Raw genomic sequence first — 18,373 nt, forward strand, 5'->3', positions numbered from 1 at the left:
CAACGTGAACAGATTCCTGGCGGCGGAACGCGCCCTGCGTACCGCGGCCCCGCACCGGCTGGTGGAGGAGGTACGCCGCGTACTCACCGAGTCCTACGCGGTGGAGGGCGCCGACCTGCTGATGGCCGACTACGGGCTGACCGTGCTGCGTCCGGTCGGCGGCGAGCGGGAGCCGGGAGCGGAGACCGGGCTGCACAACACGCCGCAGGGCCGGGCGTTCGCCTCGCAGCAGCCGCTGCTGGAGGAGACCGGCGACGGCCGGGTCCTGGTCCACCTGCCGGTGTCGGTGCGCGGCGACCGGCTCGGGGTGCTGTCGCTGACCGCGGCGGCCGACCGGTGCGGCCCCGACGCGGTCGCCGAGTGGAGCGACCTGGCGCAGGTGCTGGCCCGGGAGGTGGTGATCGCCGAACGGGACACCGACCTGTACCTGCGCGCCCGGCGGCGCAGCCGGCTGACGCTGGCCGCCGAGATGCAGTGGCGGCTGCTGCCCGGCAACTCCCGGGTGCACCGCGAGTACGCCTGGGGCGCCCACCTGGTGCCGGCGTACGCCATCGACGGCGACAACTTCGACCTGTCCGCCGACGACGACCGCCTGACGGTGACGGTGACCAGCGGCATGGGCGAGGGCGCGGAGGCGGCGCAGCTGACCGGGCTGACCATCAGCGCGCTGCGCAACGCCCGCCGGGCCGGCCTGGGGGTGGCCGACCAGGCGGCGCTGGCCGACCAGGCGGTCTTCGCGCACTACCGGGGCCGCGCCCACCTGTCGGTGCTGCTGCTGGAGTTCGAGTTCGGCACCGGCAGGGTGCAGGTGGTCGACGCCGGTTCGCCGCGGCTGCTGCGGCTGCGCTCCGGGGCGGTCGAGCCGGTCGAGTTCGAACCGCAGCTGCCGCTGGGGATGTTCGAGGAGACCGACTACGCGGCGCAGGAGTTCTTCGTGGAGCCCGGCGACCGGCTGGTGATCGTCAGCGACGGGGTGCACGCCACGGCCCCGGACGCCGAGCGCGACGGGCTGCGGGCGCTGGCGCGGGCCATCACCACCACGCGGCTGCTGTCGGCCGCCGAGATGCCCGGCGCGGTGCTGCGGGTGCTGGCCGGCCACCGGGAGATCACCACGCCGGACGCCGACGCACTGGTGCTGTGCCTGGACTGGTTCGGCCGCTGAGCAGCGCTCCGTCCCGGCGGAGCGACGACTACGGTGGGGCGTGCGGACGGCTCGCGTCTCACCGGCGGCCGGGAAACGGCACCGCAGGCCCCGAAAGGACAATCCGATGAGCGAAGCCCGTCCCCGGACGACGGTGGAGAGCGCCCTGCGCGACACGCCGCCGCACGCCCTGCTGAGAACCGTCCGCTCGCTGCTGGCCGAACGGGTCGGCGCCCAGGACGTCACGCTGCGGCTCGCGGACTACGGTGCCGCCGTCCTCCAGGCGGTCGGCGACGGCCCCGAGCCCGACCCCGAGCTGACGGTGCCGGCCCGCAGCGGCACGCCGGGGCGGGCGTTCTCCGCGCAGCGGCCGGTGCTGGAGGAGGTCGGCGACGACGGGGCGGTGCTGACCCACCGACCGGTCACGGTGCGCGGTGACCGGCTCGGGCTGCTGTCGGTCCTCCTGCCGTCCGCGGCGGCGGCCGAGAAGGCGGCCGACGAGCTGGCGGCGATGGCCGACGCGCTGGCCCACGAACTGATGGCGGCCGACCGGGACACCGACCTGTACGTGCGCAGCCGGCGCCGCAAGCGGCTGACGCTGGCCGCCGAGATGCAGTGGGCGATGCTGCCGGGGCGCGGCTGCGTACGGGACGAGTACACGATCGGCGCCCACCTGGAGCCCGCGTACTCGATCGGCGGGGACAACTTCGACTGGAGCAGCGGCGACGGGCTGCTGACGCTGAGCGTGACCGACGGCATGGGCCACGGCATGGACGCGGCGCTGCTGACCGGGCTGGCGGTCTCCGCGCTGCGCAACGCCCGCCGGGCCGGGCTGGGGGTGGTGGACCAGGCGGCGCTGGCCGACCAGGCGGTCTTCGCGCAGTACCAGGGCGCCTCCTACGCCGCGAGCCTGCTGCTGTCGTTCGACCTGGCCACCGGCGCCGTGGAGGCGGTCGACGCCGGCTCGCCGCGGGTGTACCGGATGCGGGCCGGCGAGGTGAACCTCGTTCCGCTGGAGCCGCAGCTGCCGCTGGGGATGTTCGAGGACACGCCGTACACGTCGCAGACGTTCCAGATGGAGGCCGGCGACCGGCTGGTGATCGTCAGCACCGGGGTGCACACCACGGCGTCGGCGACGGGTGTGGCGTACGGGGAGCGGGAGCTGTGCCGGCGGGTGCGGGCGACCCGGCTGGGGTCGCCGACCGAGACGGCGCACGCGGTGGTCAACGGGCTGATCGAGTACTCCGGCTCGTCCGAGCTGGCCGCCGACGCCTCGGTGGTGTGCGTGGACTGGCGGGGCCGCCCGACACCCTGAACGGACCGTCCGCAGCGGTCGGAGGCGGTCGGGGGCGGCTGCGGTCAGGAGCGCTGGACGGGAAGCCGCCGGGCGGACGGCTGCCGTCAGGAGCGCCCGGGGCCGGCGGAGGCGGTCGTCAGGACGCGTTGTCCTGCTCGGCGTCGCGGCCGGGGTCGGCGGCGTCCTGGAAGGCGGTGAGGCCGCTGGTCAGGTCGCGGACCCGGTCGGGCGGCATGCGGCGCAGCACGTCGTTGAGGTCGCGGCGGCGCCGGTCGTCGACGGCGGCGAGCAGTGTCCGGCCCTGGTGGGTGACGCGCAGCGCGGTCTCGCGGCGGTTGCCCGGTGAGGCGGTGCGTTCCAGCAGGCCGGCGGCCTCCAGCCGGTCGCACAGCCGGCTGGCCGAGGACAGTGCCATGCCGGCCGCCTCGGCGAGGCCGGTGATGTTGGTGCCCTCCTCCTGGGCCACGATGCCCAGCGCCCGCAGCTGGTGCGCGGACAGCCGGGGTGAGGCGGCGGCCCCGCCGCGCGCCCACAGTTCGGTCAGCGCGGCCACCGGCGCGGCGATCTCCTCGACCGCCGCCGGATCACGGTTTCGTCCGCCCTCGTCCGCCATGACGGCCTAGCGGGCCGGACGACGGCGCGGGGCGGGTACCCGGCCCACCGCGGGCCGGGTACGGGCGCGGTACGGATGACGCACGTCAGGCCTCTTTCCGGCCGGGCTCCGAGCCCTGCCTGAGGTCGCTGCTTACCCGCTGGCGCCCGGATCATGCGGAACCGGTTCGAGCAGTACGACGGCGACGTCGTCGGCGAAGCCGTCCCCGGCGGTGGTGACCGCTTCGGCGTCCGCCATCAGGCCGTCGGTGAAGGCCGGTCCCGGCAGGCCGGTGAGGCGGTTGGCCAGCGCCACCAGGCCGTCCTCGCCGAGCCGGGCCGCACCGGCGCCGCCGAGCCGCCCCTCGCACAGCCCGTCGGTGAACAGCACCGCGCTGCCGCCCGGCGGCAGCTCGACCTCGTCCTGGGTCCAGTCGGCCCCGGCCAGCAGGCCCAGGGCCGGTCCGCGCGCGGGGTCGGCCAGCCGTACCCCGGTGGGCGAGCGGATCAGCAGCCCGGGGTGGCCGGCCCGCAGCACCCGCAGCACCGGGTCGCCGGGGTGCAGGGCGAGCACGCAGACGGTGGCGTACATCTCGGGGCCGGCCCGCTCGGCGAGCGTGATGCGTTCCAGGTAGCGGATCAGCGCCGGGCCGCGTACCCCGCTGAGGACCAGGGTGCGCCAGGCGATGCGCAGGCAGACGCCGAGCGCGGCGGCGTCGGGGCCGTGCCCGGAGACGTCGCCGATCACGGCGTGCACCACACCGTGGTCGTCCTCCACGACGTCGTAGAAGTCGCCGCCGAGCAGCGCGGTGCTGCGGCCGGGCCGGTAACGGGCGGTGACCCGCACCCGGGGCACGTCGCCGAGCAGCGGGACCGGCAGCAGGCCGCGGGCGAGGCGGGCGTTCTCCTCGGCGCGCAGCCGTTCGGCCTGGAGGGCGGCCGCGGCGGCCTCGGTCTGCTTGCGCTGGACGGCGTAGCTGACGGTACGGCGCAGCAGGTCGGGGTCGACGCGGTCCTTGATGAGGTAGTCCTGCGCGCCGGCGGCGACGGCGGCCAGGCCGTCGCGTTCCCCGGCCAGGCCGGTCATGACGACGACGGCGGCGCCCGCCGCGTGGGCCAGCACCTCGGCCAGCACGCGCCGGCCGCGCGCGTCGGGCAGGTGGAGGTCGAGCAGCACGCACTGCGGGGGCCGGGTGCGCAGGGCCAGCAGGGCGTCAGCCAGCGTGCTGGCCCAGCGCGGCCGGGCGCCGAGTCCGCTGTCGGCGAGCAGCGTCTCGATCAGCAGGGCGTCGGCCGGGTCGTCCTCGACCAGCAGGACCGACAGCGGCGCGGTGCCGGTCCCGGAACGCGGTTCGGGCAGCGTGCCCTGCCGGGGCGGCGGGGCGGTGGTGGAAGGCGGTTCTGGCGCCGGGCGCAGGGGCCCGAGCTCGGAGGCCATCCGTTGTCACCTCGTCTTCGACGTCACGGCAGGGGGCACCGCCGTTCCGTGACGCCGGCCGGGGCGCGGGGGCGCCGGGCGGCCGGGCGGGGGGATGACGGCGAGGTCGGTGTGCGGTACGTGACCGAACCGTAAATTTATTGCTGGTCGACAACAATGCAGCGTGACCGGGACGCTGGCAAGTCGAAGTGCCCGGCGCGTCGCGGCCCGGAAGCCGCCGACATCCGGTGGGAGGAAATATGTTTGGACTCCGGGACCGGGGTAACCGCTGACTGTTGTCGTTCGGCAAGAGTCCTTGGGAGAGGCCATGACGGTTGGGTTCCAGGAGCAGGTCACCACGGGTGCCGTCGCACCCCTGTTGAGCGGATCGGCCGCCATCCCGTCGGCGCGCTACGGCACCGCGGCGGGCGGCCGGGAGACCCCGGTCTCCGAGATCAAGGAGGTCTCCCGGACGCTGTTCCGGCGGCTGGCCGCGCTGGAGGAGGGCACCGGCGAGTACCAGTACGTGCGCGGCACCCTGATCGAACTCAACATGACCCTGGTCCGGTTCGCCGCCAAGCGGTTCAGCAACCACGCCGACCAGATGGAGGACATCATCCAGGTCGGCACGATCGGCCTGATCAAGGCGGTCGACCGCTACGACCCGGACTACGGCACCGAGTTCGTCACCTTCGCCATGCCGACCATCGTCGGGGAGATGAAGCGGTTCTTCCGCGACACCTCCTGGGCGGTCCACGTGCCGCGCCGCCTTCAGGAGCTGCGCATCGACCTGGCCAAGACCAACGACCTCCTGGCCGCCGAACTCGACCGCGCCCCCACCGTCGCCGAACTCGCCGCGCGCCTGGAGGTCTCGGAGGAGGAGGTGATCGAGGCCCAGGTCGCCGCCAACGCCCACACCGCCAGCTCCATCGACGCCCAGATCGGTGACGAGGAGGACGAGGGCACCGCGTGGGCCACCCGGATCGGCTTCGAGGACCCGGCGCTCGAGGGCATCGAGAACCTCAACGCCCTCAAGCCGCTGATCGCCGAACTCCCCGAGCGCGAGCGGGCCATCCTGTCGATGCGCTTCGGCGCCGACATGACCCAGGCCGCCATCGGCGCCGAACTCGGCCTGTCCCAGATGCACATCTCGCGGCTGCTCTCCACCACGTTGAACCGGCTGCGCCGCCGGCTGCTGACCGAGGCCTGACCGGCCCGGAGCCGAACGGCGGGCCGCGGGCCCGACGCCCCCCGGGGGGCGTCGGGCCCGCGGTGCGGTTGCCTGCGGCGCGGCGTCGGGGCTAGCGGTGCGGCTGCTTGGGGGGCGGTGCGGGGTCTGCGGTGGGGGCCGGCTTGCGGTGCGGCTGCTTGCGGCGCGGTTGCCTGCGGCGCGGTGTCGGGGCTTGCGGTGCGGCGTCGGGGCTTGCGGTGCGGCTGCTTGGGGGGCGGTGCGGGGGGCTGCGGTGGGGGCCGGCTCGCGGTGCGGTTGCTTGAGGCGCGGGGGGCGGTCTGCGGAGCGTCCGGCTTGCGGTGCGGTGTTGGGGCTGGCGGTGGGGCTGCCTGGGGCGCGGTGCGGCGGGTCCGCGCGGCGTCCGGCCTGCGGCGCGGCGTCGGGGCTTGCGGTGCGGCTGCTTGGGGGGCGGTGCGGGGGCCGGCTTGCGGCGCGGCGTCGGACTTACGGTGCAGCTGCCTGCGGCGCCGTGCAGCGAGTCCGCAGGGCGTCTGGCTCGCGGCGCGGTGTCGGGGCTGGCGGTGCGGTGTCGGGGCTGGCGGTGCGACTGCCTGGGGCGCGGTGCGGCGGGGGCCAGCCTGCGGCGCGGCGTCGGGGCTGGCGGTGCGGCTGCCTGCCGCGCGGTGCGGCACGTCCGGCTTGCGGTGCGGTGTCCGGCCCGCGACGTCCTCCCCCGCGCCCCGGACCCGTGCCCCCGTCCCCTCAGCCGCGCAGCGCCGTTCGGGCGGCCGTCAGGGCGCGGCGGCCGTAGGGGGCGCCGAACAGCGTGGCGTGGACCAGCAGGGGGAACAGCTGGTGCAGCGCGACCCGTTGGGGGCGGCCGGGAGGCAGCGGTGCGGCCTCGTCGTAGGCGGCCAGGACGCGGTCCAGGTGCGGGCAGCCGAACAGTTCCAGCATGGCCAGGTCGGTCTCGCGGTGGCCGCCGTGCGCGGCCGGGTCGATCAGCCAGGGGCCGCCGTCCTCGCCCCACAGCACGTTGCCGTTCCACAGGTCGCCGTGCAGCCGGGCGGGCGGGAGCGGCGGGCCGGCGAGTTCCGGCAGGCGGCGGCACACCTCCTCGACGACCCCGCCCTCCCCCGGTCCGACGGCCCCGGCGTCCACCGCGCCGCGCAGGTACGGCAGTACGCGGTGCTCGGCGTACCAGGCCGGCCACTCCCGCCCCGGTTCGTCGCGCATCGGCGCCCGGCCGATCCACGCGTCGGACGGGCCGCCGGGCGGGGGCGAGCCGAAGTGCGGCGCGCCGGCCGCGTGCAGGGCGGCGAGTTCGCGACCGAGGCGTTCGGCGCCGCGCACCGTCGGTCCGCCCTCGGTGATCCGCTCGAGGACCAGCCACTGCTCGTCGGAGCCGTGGATCGCGGGAACGCGGACCGCCGCGGTGTCCGCCAGCCAGCGCAGGCCGGCCGCCTCCGCGGCGGTGGCGCCGGGGCCGGTGCCGCGTTTGGCCACCAGCTGCGCCCCGCCGGCGAGTTCGACCAGCGCCAGCCCGGCGCCCCACGGCCGCACCGCGCGCACCCGGCGCCCGGTCAGCCGGGCGGTGGCCGCCGCGGCCTCGCCCGGCCCGGCGGCCGGCCCGGTCACCGCTCCAGCCGTTCGCGGACGTGGGCGAGCAGGCCGGGGGTGGCCGCCTCGATCATCGTCAGGACGTCGTCGAACCCGTCGGCGCCGCCGTAGTACGGGTCGGGCACGTCGAGGTCGTCACCGGCCGCCGGGTCGAACGACCGCAGCAGCACGACCCGTTGCGGATCGTCGACCAGGTCGAGCAGCTCGGCGCGGTGCCAGTCGTCCAGGGCCACCAGCAGGTCGGCGCCGAGGTGCGGGCCGCCGACCTGGGCGGCGGTGTGCGCGGTGGGGTAGCCGCGGGCGGCGAGCGCCCGGCCGGAGCGGGTGTCCATCGGTTCGCCGACGTGCCACGGGCCGGTGCCGGCGCTGGTGACCCGGACCCGGTCGGCCAGGCCGGCCCGTTGCACCTGGTGGGCGAAGACGGCGGCGGCGCTGGGCGACCGGCAGATGTTGCCGGTGCAGACGAAGCAGATATGCACGCGTCCAGCGTAGAGCCGGCGACCGCGGCGGGCAGGTGCGGCGGACGCGCGCGGCGGGGGCGGCGGCTTCGGCGGCTTCGGCGGCTTCGGCAGAACGGTGGGGTCGACCGGCCGGGTGGACGCGCGGCGCCGGGTGGGGCGTGTCACGTCGGCGGGCATTGCACCGGTCACCCGCGCCGGTTATCGTCACTTCGACGTAATCAAGGGGGTCGCCGTGTCCGTACCCGACGCGCTCAGTGTCGTCGTGGCGCCGCTGAACCACGTCCTGTTCCACTTCGGGCAGGACGCGGTCAGCTGGGCCGAACTGCTGGGCTTCGCCACCGGCGCGGCCTGCGTGTGGCTGTGCGTGCGCGCCAACGTGTGGAACTTCCCGGTCGGAATAGCCAACAACCTGTTCTTCCTGGTGCTGTTCTGGAGCGCGCGGCTGTACGCGGACGCCGCGCTCCAAGTGGTCTACCTGGTGCTGGCGGTGATCGGCTGGTGGCAGTGGCTGCGCGGCGGCCGGGCCGGGACCGGGCAGCCGATGGGCCGGGCCCGGCCGCGGGTCCTGCTGGTGCTGGCGGTGCTGCTGGTGCCGGCGACCTGGGGGCTGACCGCGGTCCTGACCCGCGCGTCCGACATCGCGCCGTTCTGGGACGCGCTGACCACCGCCCTGTCGCTGGCGGCGCAGTGGCTGCTGAACGGCAAGCGGATCGAGAACTGGTACCTGTGGATCGTCGCCGACGTGGTCTACGTGCCGCTCTACACGGTCAAGGCGCTGGACCTCACCGCGATCGTCTACGTGATGATGCTCGCCATGTGCCTGGTCGGCCTGCGGTCCTGGCACCGTGAACTGGCCGCGCCGGCCGCGCGGTTGGAGGCGGCGGCGTGAGCGCGCGGGCCACGGGGACCCGGGCCGCGGCCGGCGGACGGCCGGCACCCGGCGCCGACGCGCAGGCGGACGCGGACGCGCGAGCGGTTGGGGCCGGCGGGCGGTTCGCGCACGGGATGGTGATCGGCAAGTTCTATCCGCCGCACTCCGGCCACCACTTCCTGATCCGGGCGGCGGCCGACGCCTGCCAGCGGGTCACCGTGGTGGTGATGGCCTCGCGCCAGGAGTCGCTGCCGCTGGCGGACCGGGTGGCGTGGATCGCGGAACGGTGGTCGGGCGATCCGCACGTGGTGGTCGCCGGGATCGCCGACGACCTGGAGATGGACTACGCCAGCGAGACGGCGTGGGCCGGCCATGTCGCCCTGATGCGGCGGGCGGTGGAGTCCGCCGAGCCCGCTGCGCCGGTCGACGCGGTCTTCTCCTCCGAGCCCTACGGCACCGAACTGGCCCGGCGCTTCGGGGCGGCGCCGGTCCTGCTCGACGTGGGCCGCGACACCTTCGCGGTCTCCGGAACGAAGGTACGGGCCGACCCCGCCGCGTACTGGGACGAGATCGAGCCGCCGGTGCGCGCCGCGCTGGCCCGCCGGGTCGTCGTGCTGGGTGCCGAGTCGACCGGGACCACCACGTTGTCGCGGGACCTGGCCGCCGCCCTGCGGGCCCGCGGCGGACCGCACGCGTCGACCGGCTGGGTGCCGGAGTACGGCCGCGAACTGACCGTCGCCAAGCTGGCGGTGGCCCGCGGCCGCGCGGCGCCCGGCGATCCGGTGCCGACCGTGTTCGACCTGGAGTGGACCGACGCCGACTTCGAGCGCGTCGTGCGCCGCCAGACCGAGGCGGAGGACCGTGCGGCGCGGCACGGCGGCCCGGTGCTGGTCTGCGACACCGACGCGCTGGCCACCACCGTCTGGCAGGAGCGCTACCGGGGCCGTACCACCGCGGCGGTCCGGGACGCGGCGCGGGCGATCGCACCGCGGGCGCTGTACCTGCTGACCGACGACGGCGGTGTGCCGTTCGCCGACGACGGACTGCGCGACGGCGAGCACCTGCGGCCCTGGATGACCGGGCGGCTGCGCGAGGTGCTGGCCGAGGCCGGGGTGCCGTGGCGCGAGATGCGCGGCGACCGCCACGAGCGGCTACGGCGGGCGCTCGCCGAGGTCGACGCGCTGCTGGCCCGCGGCTGGGGGCTGGCGGACCCGCTGGGGTGAGCCGCGGCCGGTCGGCCGCCACCGCCCGCCCGGCCGCCCTGCCCTCTCTCCCGCCGCCCGCCCGGCGGTCCTCCCCCGCCGTCCGCCCGCCCGGCCACCCCGGCCACCTCTCCCCCGCCGTCCCGCCCGGCGGTCCCCGCCAACTCCCTTACCGCGCCCACCCGGTGGCGTGCCGTCGGACGCGCACGGGAAGATCGACGGGTGGCAACGGCGCGGGAGCGCGCGGGGCCGGTCGGGGCGGGGCGAAGCGGGGGAGGAATCGATGACCGGACTGGAACCGGGGATGTTCGCGCACCGGTCGGCCGGGGTGGTGCGGGCCGCGGTGTCGCGGGTGCTGCCCGGCCTGGGCCGGCTGCGTCCGCTGGTGGAGGCGGACCCGGACGGCGCCGGACCGGCCGGGACGCGCGGGAGGCCGGGCCGGGCCGCGCTGCGCGAGCACGAGCAGCGGGTGACGCGCGAATGGGAGGTGCTGCGCGAGCGGTTGGCCTCGCTCGCACGGGAGCGGCTGGCGGACGTCGGCGACCTGCTGAGCGACGCGCGGCTGGAGTTCACCCCGGACACCGCGGAGACGGCGGTGCGGCGCGACTACGTGTGGGCGATGGAGGCGTTCCAGGCGGCGGGGAAGATCCTGGACGAGGCGGCGGACCTGCCGGACCTGGCGGCGTCGGTGGTGCTGGCGGACCGGGCGGTGGAGCGGTTCGCCGCCGCGCACCTGCGGCACGCCGGCCGGCGCCCGCCGGCCCCGGTGGTGCGGTGCTTCTACAACCCCCTGCACGGCGAGGCGGAACGCGACCGGCCGAACGCCGCCGGGCCGCACGGCAAGCGGCGCGGGCAACGCACCCAGTCGGCCCGCGAGGCAGCCGCCCGGCGCCGTCCCGCCTGCGGCCCCTGCCGGCTGGCGATCCTGGCCGGCCAGACGCCCGACGTCCTGCCGGCGCTGTCGACGGTGCGGGTCTCCCGGCACCACACCGCGAAGGTCTTCGTGCCGTACTACGCCGTCCCGCAGGCGTCGTCGCTGTGGTCGGCGACCTGCTGCGGCGCCGTCGACGACGACGCGCCCGCCCGGGTGCTGCGCGGCGAACACCGGCGGCGCCGCGCCGGGATGACGCCGTAACGGACCGCGCCGGGCCCAACTCCGCCGGCGTCGCGCACCCATGGACGGTGGCCGCCGGTGCGACGTCCATCGCTCCAACGTCCGCTGCTCCAAGGACCGCCGCTCCAACGCCCACCGCCGCATCCGACATCCGCGTCCCGGCCGCGGGCCCGCACATCCGCGTCCCGGCCGCCCGCGCATCCGCCTCCCCGCGTGCTCGCGCCCCCGCATGCCCGGGTGACCGTAAACACCCTGCCAACGACGGCGGTTCGGCAGCCGCCGTGTGAAACGGTGTCGGTTGTTCCCGCGAGCCGTCGAGCGGGCGCCTGGGACGGTGTGACCCCACTATCACGCCCGAGCGCCCTTCACATGCGGAAGGGGCGATTCAGCGAATCGTCGCTAGGGTCAACGTATCAATCCGGTGGAAAGCGCTACCGCCCTCTTCACGTGACACGTACAGTTCGCCCAAGCCTCGCCGACGGCAGCATCACAAGGAGGGGGAAAAGTGAAGGCAAGAAGCCGACACCTCGCCGCGGTCGCGGCGTGCTCCATGGTCATCCTCGGCGTGACGTCGCCGCACGGCGCTCTGGCCGCACCGGTGGCACCGGTGGCGTTCACGTCCAACAACCTGGCGACCTGGCAGACCAACGGCATCGTCTGGGCACTGGCCCAGGCGGGCGGCAAGGTCTTCGCCGGCGGCAACTTCACCGCGATCCGCCCGCCGGGCACCGCGGCCGGCAACAGCAAGGAGCAACCGGCGGTCAACTTCGCGGAGTTCGACGCCGCGACCGGCGACCCGACCGGCTGCAAGCTGTCGTTCACCATCAGCAGCGGCACCGCCACCGTGCGGGCGCTGGCGGTCTCACCGGACGGCAAGACGCTGTACGCCGGTGGCTACTTCGACCAGGTCAACGGTACGCACGTCAACAGCCTGGTCGCCATCGACATCGCCACCTGCAAGCTCACGTCGGGCTTCGCGCCGCAGGTCAACGCGACGGTGCGCACCATCACCCCGACCAGCACCGGGGTGTACTTCGGCGGCGACTTCACCTCGGTCGACGGGCAGACCCGCGAGCACCTGGCGCACGTGTCCACCGCCGGCGCGCTCACCGCCTGGGCGCCCGCGACGGACCAGACGGTGCGCGCCTCGGTGCTGTCCCCGGACGGCACGCAACTGGTGGTGGGCGGTGACTTCGACACCCTCAACGGCGCGGACTCGCACGCCCTCGGGGTGGTCGACGCCGCGACCGGCGCCAACACGCGGACGTATCCGCTGGGGTTCATCGAGCAGGACAGCGTCGTGAAGGCCCTCACCTCCGACGCGACCGGCTTCTACACCGGCAACGAGGGCACCGGCGGCGGGGTCTTCGACGGCCGCATCGCCATCGACTGGTCCACCCTCGACCAACGCTGGCGCGACACCTGCCTCGGCGCCACCCAGGCCGTCATCAGCTACCAAGGCGTCCTGTACGCCGGCTCCCACACCCACGACTGCTCCAGCATGGGCGAACAACCCGACGGACGCCGCCAGCACCTCATCGCCGAACCCACCACCACCGGCGCGGAACTGCCCTGGGCACCGGACACCAACGACGGCATCGGCGAAGAGGTCGGCCCGCGGGCCATCACGGTGGCCACCGAGGCGAGTCACCCGTACCTGTGGGTCAGCGGCGAGTTCACCAGCGTCAACGGCACCGCCCAGCAGGGCCTGACCCGCTTCGGCACCGGACCGGACAAGGCCGCCCCCACCGCACCGCAGGTCAACGTGGCCGGGCTGGCGTCGGGCAAGCTGGCCGTCCGGGTCCGCACCGCGACCGACACCGACGACGGCACGCTGACGTACAAGCTGTACCGCGACAGCTCCACCACGCCGATCTGGACCACCACGTCGGCGTCGTGGTGGTGGTCGCGGCCGCAGCTGACGTTCACCGACAGCGGTCTGACGCCGGGTGCCAAGCACACGTACAAGGTGACGGTCAGCGACGGCACCAGCACCGTCACCTCGGCCTCGGTCAGCGCCACCGTGCCCGGCGCGACCGGTGCCTACGACGCGAAGGTCACCGCGGACGGCGCGAAGCTGTACTGGCGCTACGACAGCCCGTCGGCCGCCACGTACCTGGCCGACAGCTCGGCGGGCGACCAGACCGGGTACTTCGACGGCGGCGGCACCTGGGACGACGGCACCGGGCCGGTCAAGGACGACCCGGGCACGCCGCTGGGGCTCAACGGCAGCACCGGCTACGTCTACGACGAGGTGGCGCAGCCCGGCGCGCTCAGCTACTCGGTGGAGACCTGGTTCAAGTCCACCAGCACCGCGGGCGGTCTGCTGATGGGGTTCGGCGACAAGCAGGTCCTCAGTTCCGACCTGAGCGACAAGGACGTCTACCTCAGCGGCACCGGCCAGGTGGTCTTCGGCGCGTACAACGTCTACCACTACGCGCTCACCTCCCCGGCGGCCTACAACGACGGCAAGTGGCACCAGGTCGTCGCCACCCAGGGGCCGTCGGGGATGAGCCTGTACGTCGACGGCAAGCTCGTCGGCAGCAACAAGACCACCGTCTCGCCGACCCGGATGCCCAGCGGGTACTGGCACGCGGGCGGCGGGGTGTCGCTCACCCCGTGGCCCGGCCACGGCACCAGCGACGACTTCGCCGGTGACCTGGACGAATCGGCGGTCTACTGGGCCGTTCTGACGCCCGATCAGGTAGCGGCGCACTACGCGGCACGCACGTCCTGAGCGCACCGCGCCCCGGCGCGGTGCGCTCACCCGGTGTCCGGGGGCGCGGGCGGACGGCTCCGGCCGTCCGCCCGCGGTACGACCGGCGGCCCGCGTTCGGGGGCCGCCGATGTCCACAAGGGAAAAGGGGGGGTTCGATGCGCAGACCCAGAATGCTCGCCGGTGTGGTGGCCACGGCGCTGGCCGCGTCGGTGGTGCTGGCGGTGACGGCGCCCACCGTGGTCGCGGCTCCGGTGGCACCGGTGGCGTTCACGTCCAACAGCCTGGCGACCTGGCAGACCGACGGCATCGTGTGGGCGATGGCCCAGGCCGGGGGGAAGGTCTTCGCCGGGGGCAGCTTCACCGCGATCCGTCCGCCGGGCACCGCGGCCGGCGGCGCCGGGGAGCAACCGGCCGTCAACTTCGCGGAGTTCGACGCCGCGACCGGCGACCCGACCGGCTGCGGCCTGTCGTTCACCGTCAGCAGCGGCACCGCCACCGTGCGGGCGCTGGCGGTCTCGCCGGACGGCAGGACCCTGTACGCCGGCGGCTACTTCGACCACGTCAACGGCGCCTACGTCAACAGCCTGGTGGCCATCGACATCGCCACCTGCGCGCTCAAGCCGGGCTTCGCACCGCAGGTCAACGCGACGGTGCGCACCATCACCCCGACCGCCACCGGGGTGTACTTCGGCGGCGACTTCACCTCGGTCGACGGGCAGACCCGTACCCGGCTGGCCCAGGTGACCACCGACGGCACGCTCACCGGGTGGGCGCCGACCGCCGACAAGCCGGTGCGCGCCTCGGTGCTGTCGCCGGACGGCTCGATGCTGGTCGTCGGCGGCGACTTCGACCGCCTCGACGGCGCCGACTCGCACGCCCTGGGCATCGTGGACGCCGCCACCGGCGCCACCGCCAAGACGTACCCGCTGGGCTTCATCGAGCAGAACTCCGTGGTGAAGGCGCTCACCTCCGACGCGACCGGCTTCTACACCGGCAACGAGGGCACCGGCGGCGGGGTCTTCGACGGCCGCATCGCCATCGACTGGTCAACCCTCGGCCAACGCTGGCGCGACACCTGCCTCGGCGCCACCCAGGCCGTCATCAGCTACCAAGGCGTCCTGTACGCCGGTTCGCACACCCACGACTGCTCCAGCATGGGCGAACAACCCGACGGACGCCGCCAGCACCTCATCGCCGAACCCACCACCACCGGCATGGAACTGCCCTGGGCCCCCGACACCAACGACGGCATCGGCGAGCAGATCGGTCCGCGCGCGCTGACCATCGCCACCGAGGACGACCAGCCCTACCTGTGGGTCAGCGGCGAGTTCACCACCGTCAACGGCACCGCCCAGCAGGGCCTGACCCGCTTCGGCACCGGACCGGACAAGGCTCCGCCCACCGCACCCGCGATGGGCAGCACCTCCTCCGTCGGCGCCGGCACCGTCCAGTTGCGCTGGCTCGCCTCCACCGACACCGACGACGGCACGCTCAGCTACAGCGTCTACCGCGACGGCTCCACCACCCCGGTGTGGACCGGCACCGCCGCCAGCTACTGGTGGTCGCGACCGCAGGTGTCCTTCACCGACAGCGGGCTGGCCCCGGGCAGCTACCACACGTACCGGATCACCGCGAGCGACGGCACGAACGTGGCCAGTTCACCGGTGTACACCGTCAAGTCGGGCACCGCGACGTCCGGTTACGCCGCGCGGGTGGTCAGCGACGGCGCGAACCTGTACTGGCGCTACGACGAGCCGTCGGGCGGCTTCATCGGCGACTCGGCCGGCGAGCACAACGGCACGTTCAACGGCGGCGGCACCTACCGCGACGGCACCGGCGCGCTGACCGGCGACCCGAGCTACCCGCTGGGCCTCAACGGCTCCACCGGCTTCGTGGCCACCGCGGCCGCGCAGCCGACACCGTCGCAGTACAGCGTGGAGACGTGGTTCAAGACCACCACGAGGAGCGGCGGGCTGCTGGTCGGCTTCGGCAACTCGCCGACCGCCGCCTCGTCTTCGTACGACAAGCACGTCTACATGACCAATTCCGGCCAGCTGGTCTTCGGGGTCTACTCCGGCGGCACGCAGACGGTCACCTCGCCGGCCGCGTACAACGACGGCGCCTGGCACCACGTGGTGGCCACCCAGGGCGCCGACGGGATGGCGCTGTACGTCGACGGGCTGCGGGTCGGCCGGAACGCGGCGGTCACCACCAGCCAGCAGTACACCGGTTACTGGCACGTCGGCGGCGACTCCCTGGGCAGCTGGCCCAACCAGCCGTCCAGCGCCTTCTTCCAGGGCGACGTCGACGAGACGGCCGTCTACCCGTCGGTGCTGTCGGCCGCGCAGGTCGCCGCGCACTACGACCTGGGCAGCGGCGCCTCCGTGGCGCCCGGCCCGTCCGACCCCTACGGCAAGGCGGTCTACGGCGACGCCCCCGACAGCTACTGGCGCCTCGACGAGTCGTCGGGCTACACCGCGGCGGACGCCTCCGGCAACGACAACACCGGGGTCTACGGCCTGGACGTCGCCCGCGGCACGGCGAGCGCGGTGGCCGGCACCACCGACACCGCGGCCACCTTGGACGGCAACTTCTTCAGCATCGTCTCCTCCGCCACGGCCACCGCGGCGCCGGCGGTGTACTCCACCGAGCTGTGGTTCCGCACCACCGGCACGCAGGGCGGCAAGCTCATCGGCTTCGGCGACTCGCAGAACGGGATGTCGGGCACCTTCGACCGGCACGTGTACATGACGAACGACGGCCACCTGGTCTTCGGCGTGCGCAACGCCGAGGCCGACACCGTCACCTCGCCGGCCGCGTACAACGACGGCGCCTGGCACTACCTGGTGGCCACCCAGGGCGCCGACGGCATGAAGCTCTACGTCGACGGCGCCGCCGTCGCGAGCAACGGCGTCAGCGCCAACCGGTCCTACACCGGCTACTGGCGCGTCGGCGGCGACAACCTCAGCGGCTGGCCGCAGGCACCGACCGGCGACTTCTTCCGCGGCGGCGTGGACGAGGCGGCCGTCTACTCCACCGAGCTGACGGCCGCCCAGGTGGCGGCGCACTACGCGGCCGGAGCGCGGTAGCGCGGGTCCGGCGGGCCGGGGTGACCCGGCCCGCCGGCCGGCGTCACACTTCGGCCACTTCTGAACCGAACCGCACGGAAAACGAACGGAAACCACCGTGTTCACCTATCGTCATACCGGGCGCTGCGGGGCGCCGCGGTGAGAAACGGTGTCGCGTCTTCGTTCCCGGGGGGGAAATTCATGCGATCGACCGATGTCCGTACCTCGCAGGAATGGGCGGACTTCGAGCCCGGCCGGTCCGCCGGGCACCTGCACCGGGCGGCGCGGCCGGACCGGCCGGCCACCGCGGTGGCCGTCGACGCCCTCGGCGCGCTCATACCCACCGGCCTGCTGCTGGCCGCGGAACACGGCACGGTCGACGCCTGGCCGGTGGCGGCGCTGACGGCGGCCTGCTGGCTGGCCATCGGCACGGCCCGCGGCCGCTACTCCCGGGTGAGCATCGGCGAGTCCGGCGCGCTGCGGCCGGTACTGCACGAATGGGCGGTGCTGGTCGGTCTGCTGGCGGTGCTGCGGGCGTTCTCCTCGCTGCCGGTGGCCGCCCTGCCGGTGCTGCTCGCGCTGGTCGCGCCGTTGCTGGTGACCTGCCTGCGGCGCAAACTGACGCAGCGCCGGCTGTTCGGGCTGCACCGGCGGGGGCTGGCGGTGCGCCGCACCCTGGTGGTGGGCGATGCCGCCGCGGTGGACGCCGCCGTCGGCCAGCTGGCCCGGCACACCCACCACGAGTACGTGGTGGTCGGCGCCTGCCTGATCGGTCCCGGCGAGCCGGCCGGCGGCACGGTGGTCGCCGGCCGGCTGACCCGGCGCGCGGACGGCGAGCCGGACGGCGCCGACGGGGGCGAACTGCTGCGGGCCGCCGGCGAACTGCGGGCGGACACCGTGCTGGCGGCGCCCGGGGCGGCACTGTCCGGCGAACGGCTGCGCCGGCTGGTGTGGGCGGTGCACGAGTCGGGGCGCCGGCTGACGCTGCTGCCCGGCATCACCGAGGTCGCCGTCCACCGCATCGCTTTGGACTCGGCCGGCGGGCTGCCGCTGCTGACGGTGGCCGCCCCGGCGCAGGCCGGCTTCGCGCGGCTGGTGAAGGCGGTGACCGACCGGCTGGGGGCGCTGGTGCTGCTGGTGCTGCTGTCGCCGCTGCTGCTGGCGCTGGCGCTGCTGGTGCGGTCGACCTCGCGCGGCCCGGCGTTCCACCGGCAGACCCGGGTGGGGCGCGGCGGCGAGACGTTCACCATGGTCAAGTTCCGCTCCATGGTGGCCGACGCGGACGAACGGCGGCCGGGGCTGGGCCACCTCAACGAGCAGGACGGCCGGATGTTCAAGATCCGCACCGACCCGCGGGTGACCCGGGTCGGCGCGGTGCTGCGCCGCTTCTCGCTCGACGAACTGCCGCAGCTGCTGCACGTGCTGACCGGCCGGATGTCGCTGGTGGGCCCGCGCCCGCCGGTGCCGGAGGAGGTGGCCGGCTACGACGAGGTGGAACTGCGGCGGCTGCTGGTGCGGCCGGGGCTGACCGGGCCGTGGCAGGTCGGCGGCCGCTCCGACCTGACGTGGGACGAGACGGTCGCCATCGACCTCGGCTACGTCGACAACTGGTCGCTGGCGGTGGACCTGCACGTGCTGACCCGCACGGTACGGGCGGTGGCCGAGGGGCGCGGGGCCTACTGACCGGCCACCGCCCGCGCC

The 18,373-nt window shown here is 74.8% G+C and carries 13 protein-coding genes; 9 read left to right on the forward strand and 4 right to left on the reverse strand.

Translation table 11 applies throughout. The annotated features are described in order from the left end of the window. The first annotated feature begins 4 nt into the window (after positions 1 to 4). Both POF43_RS17000 and POF43_RS17005 read left to right on the forward strand, forming a co-directional pair. Positions 5 to 1,162, forward strand: coding sequence for a PP2C family protein-serine/threonine phosphatase (locus POF43_RS17000; RefSeq protein WP_372516052.1), 1,158 nt, complete (start codon positions 5 to 7; stop codon positions 1,160 to 1,162). Between the two features lie 106 nt (positions 1,163 to 1,268). Continuing rightward, positions 1,269 to 2,456: a PP2C family protein-serine/threonine phosphatase gene (locus POF43_RS17005; protein WP_271315226.1), complete on the forward strand. Its 1,188-nt coding sequence runs from the start codon at positions 1,269 to 1,271 to the stop codon at positions 2,454 to 2,456. Positions 2,457 to 2,574: 118 nt separating this feature from the next. Here the strand turns inward: POF43_RS17005 and POF43_RS17010 are convergent, their stop codons facing one another. Together POF43_RS17010 and POF43_RS17015 are read right to left on the reverse strand one after the other, a co-directional pair. Then, positions 2,575 to 3,051 carry a MarR family winged helix-turn-helix transcriptional regulator gene (locus POF43_RS17010; RefSeq protein ID WP_271315225.1) on the reverse strand — a complete coding sequence of 159 codons (477 nt, stop codon included), beginning with the start codon at positions 3,049 to 3,051 and terminating at the stop codon, positions 2,575 to 2,577. A 132-nt stretch (positions 3,052 to 3,183) separates the two neighbouring features. After that, the gene (locus tag POF43_RS17015; RefSeq protein ID WP_271324040.1) at positions 3,184 to 4,467 is read right to left on the reverse strand and encodes a PP2C family protein-serine/threonine phosphatase; all 1,284 of its coding nucleotides are present in this window, start codon (positions 4,465 to 4,467) and stop codon (positions 3,184 to 3,186) included. Between the two features lie 307 nt (positions 4,468 to 4,774). Between POF43_RS17015 and POF43_RS17020 the strand changes: the two genes are divergently transcribed. Further along, a complete protein-coding gene (locus POF43_RS17020) occupies positions 4,775 to 5,656 on the forward strand; it encodes an RNA polymerase sigma factor SigF (RefSeq protein ID WP_271315223.1) in 882 nt (293 codons plus the stop codon). A 723-nt stretch (positions 5,657 to 6,379) separates the two neighbouring features. On the opposite strand, the gene POF43_RS17025 is transcribed toward POF43_RS17020, so the two are convergent. Then, positions 6,380 to 7,255, reverse strand: coding sequence for a fructosamine kinase family protein (locus tag POF43_RS17025; RefSeq protein ID WP_282704621.1), 876 nt, complete (start codon positions 7,253 to 7,255; stop codon positions 6,380 to 6,382). Next, positions 7,252 to 7,716 (reverse strand): low molecular weight protein-tyrosine-phosphatase, encoded by a 465-nt coding sequence (locus tag POF43_RS17030; RefSeq protein ID WP_271325514.1) that lies wholly within the window; start codon positions 7,714 to 7,716, stop codon positions 7,252 to 7,254. Before POF43_RS17030 ends, POF43_RS17025 begins: the two co-directional genes overlap by 4 nt. A gap of 214 nt (positions 7,717 to 7,930) precedes the next feature. On the opposite strand from POF43_RS17030, the gene pnuC reads away from it, so the two are divergent. The 6 genes from pnuC (at position 7,931) to POF43_RS17060 (ending at position 18,355) form a co-directional block, all read left to right on the forward strand. Beyond that, positions 7,931 to 8,587 (forward strand): nicotinamide riboside transporter PnuC, encoded by a 657-nt coding sequence (pnuC, locus tag POF43_RS17035; RefSeq protein ID WP_271325513.1) that lies wholly within the window; start codon positions 7,931 to 7,933, stop codon positions 8,585 to 8,587. 116 nt (positions 8,588 to 8,703) lie between these two features. Next, positions 8,704 to 9,792 (forward strand): AAA family ATPase, encoded by a 1,089-nt coding sequence (locus POF43_RS17040; protein WP_271325516.1) that lies wholly within the window; start codon positions 8,704 to 8,706, stop codon positions 9,790 to 9,792. Positions 9,793 to 10,054: 262 nt separating this feature from the next. Next, positions 10,055 to 10,906 carry a hypothetical protein gene (locus tag POF43_RS17045; protein WP_282704622.1) on the forward strand — a complete coding sequence of 284 codons (852 nt, stop codon included), beginning with the start codon at positions 10,055 to 10,057 and terminating at the stop codon, positions 10,904 to 10,906. 484 nt (positions 10,907 to 11,390) lie between these two features. Then, positions 11,391 to 13,622 carry a LamG-like jellyroll fold domain-containing protein gene (locus POF43_RS34890; RefSeq protein WP_271323574.1) on the forward strand — a complete coding sequence of 744 codons (2,232 nt, stop codon included), beginning with the start codon at positions 11,391 to 11,393 and terminating at the stop codon, positions 13,620 to 13,622. A gap of 137 nt (positions 13,623 to 13,759) precedes the next feature. Beyond that, positions 13,760 to 16,693, forward strand: a complete 2,934-nt coding sequence (locus POF43_RS17055) for a LamG-like jellyroll fold domain-containing protein (protein ID WP_271323573.1) — start codon at positions 13,760 to 13,762, stop codon at positions 16,691 to 16,693. Positions 16,694 to 16,873: 180 nt separating this feature from the next. After that, entirely contained in the window at positions 16,874 to 18,355 is a 1,482-nt protein-coding gene (locus tag POF43_RS17060) for an exopolysaccharide biosynthesis polyprenyl glycosylphosphotransferase (RefSeq protein WP_271315805.1), read from the forward strand. Positions 18,356 to 18,373 lie beyond the last annotated feature (18 nt).

The sequence above is a fragment of the Streptantibioticus silvisoli genome (genome assembly GCF_027947535.2).
Lineage (GTDB): Bacteria > Actinomycetota > Actinomycetes > Streptomycetales > Streptomycetaceae > Streptantibioticus_C > Streptantibioticus_C silvisoli.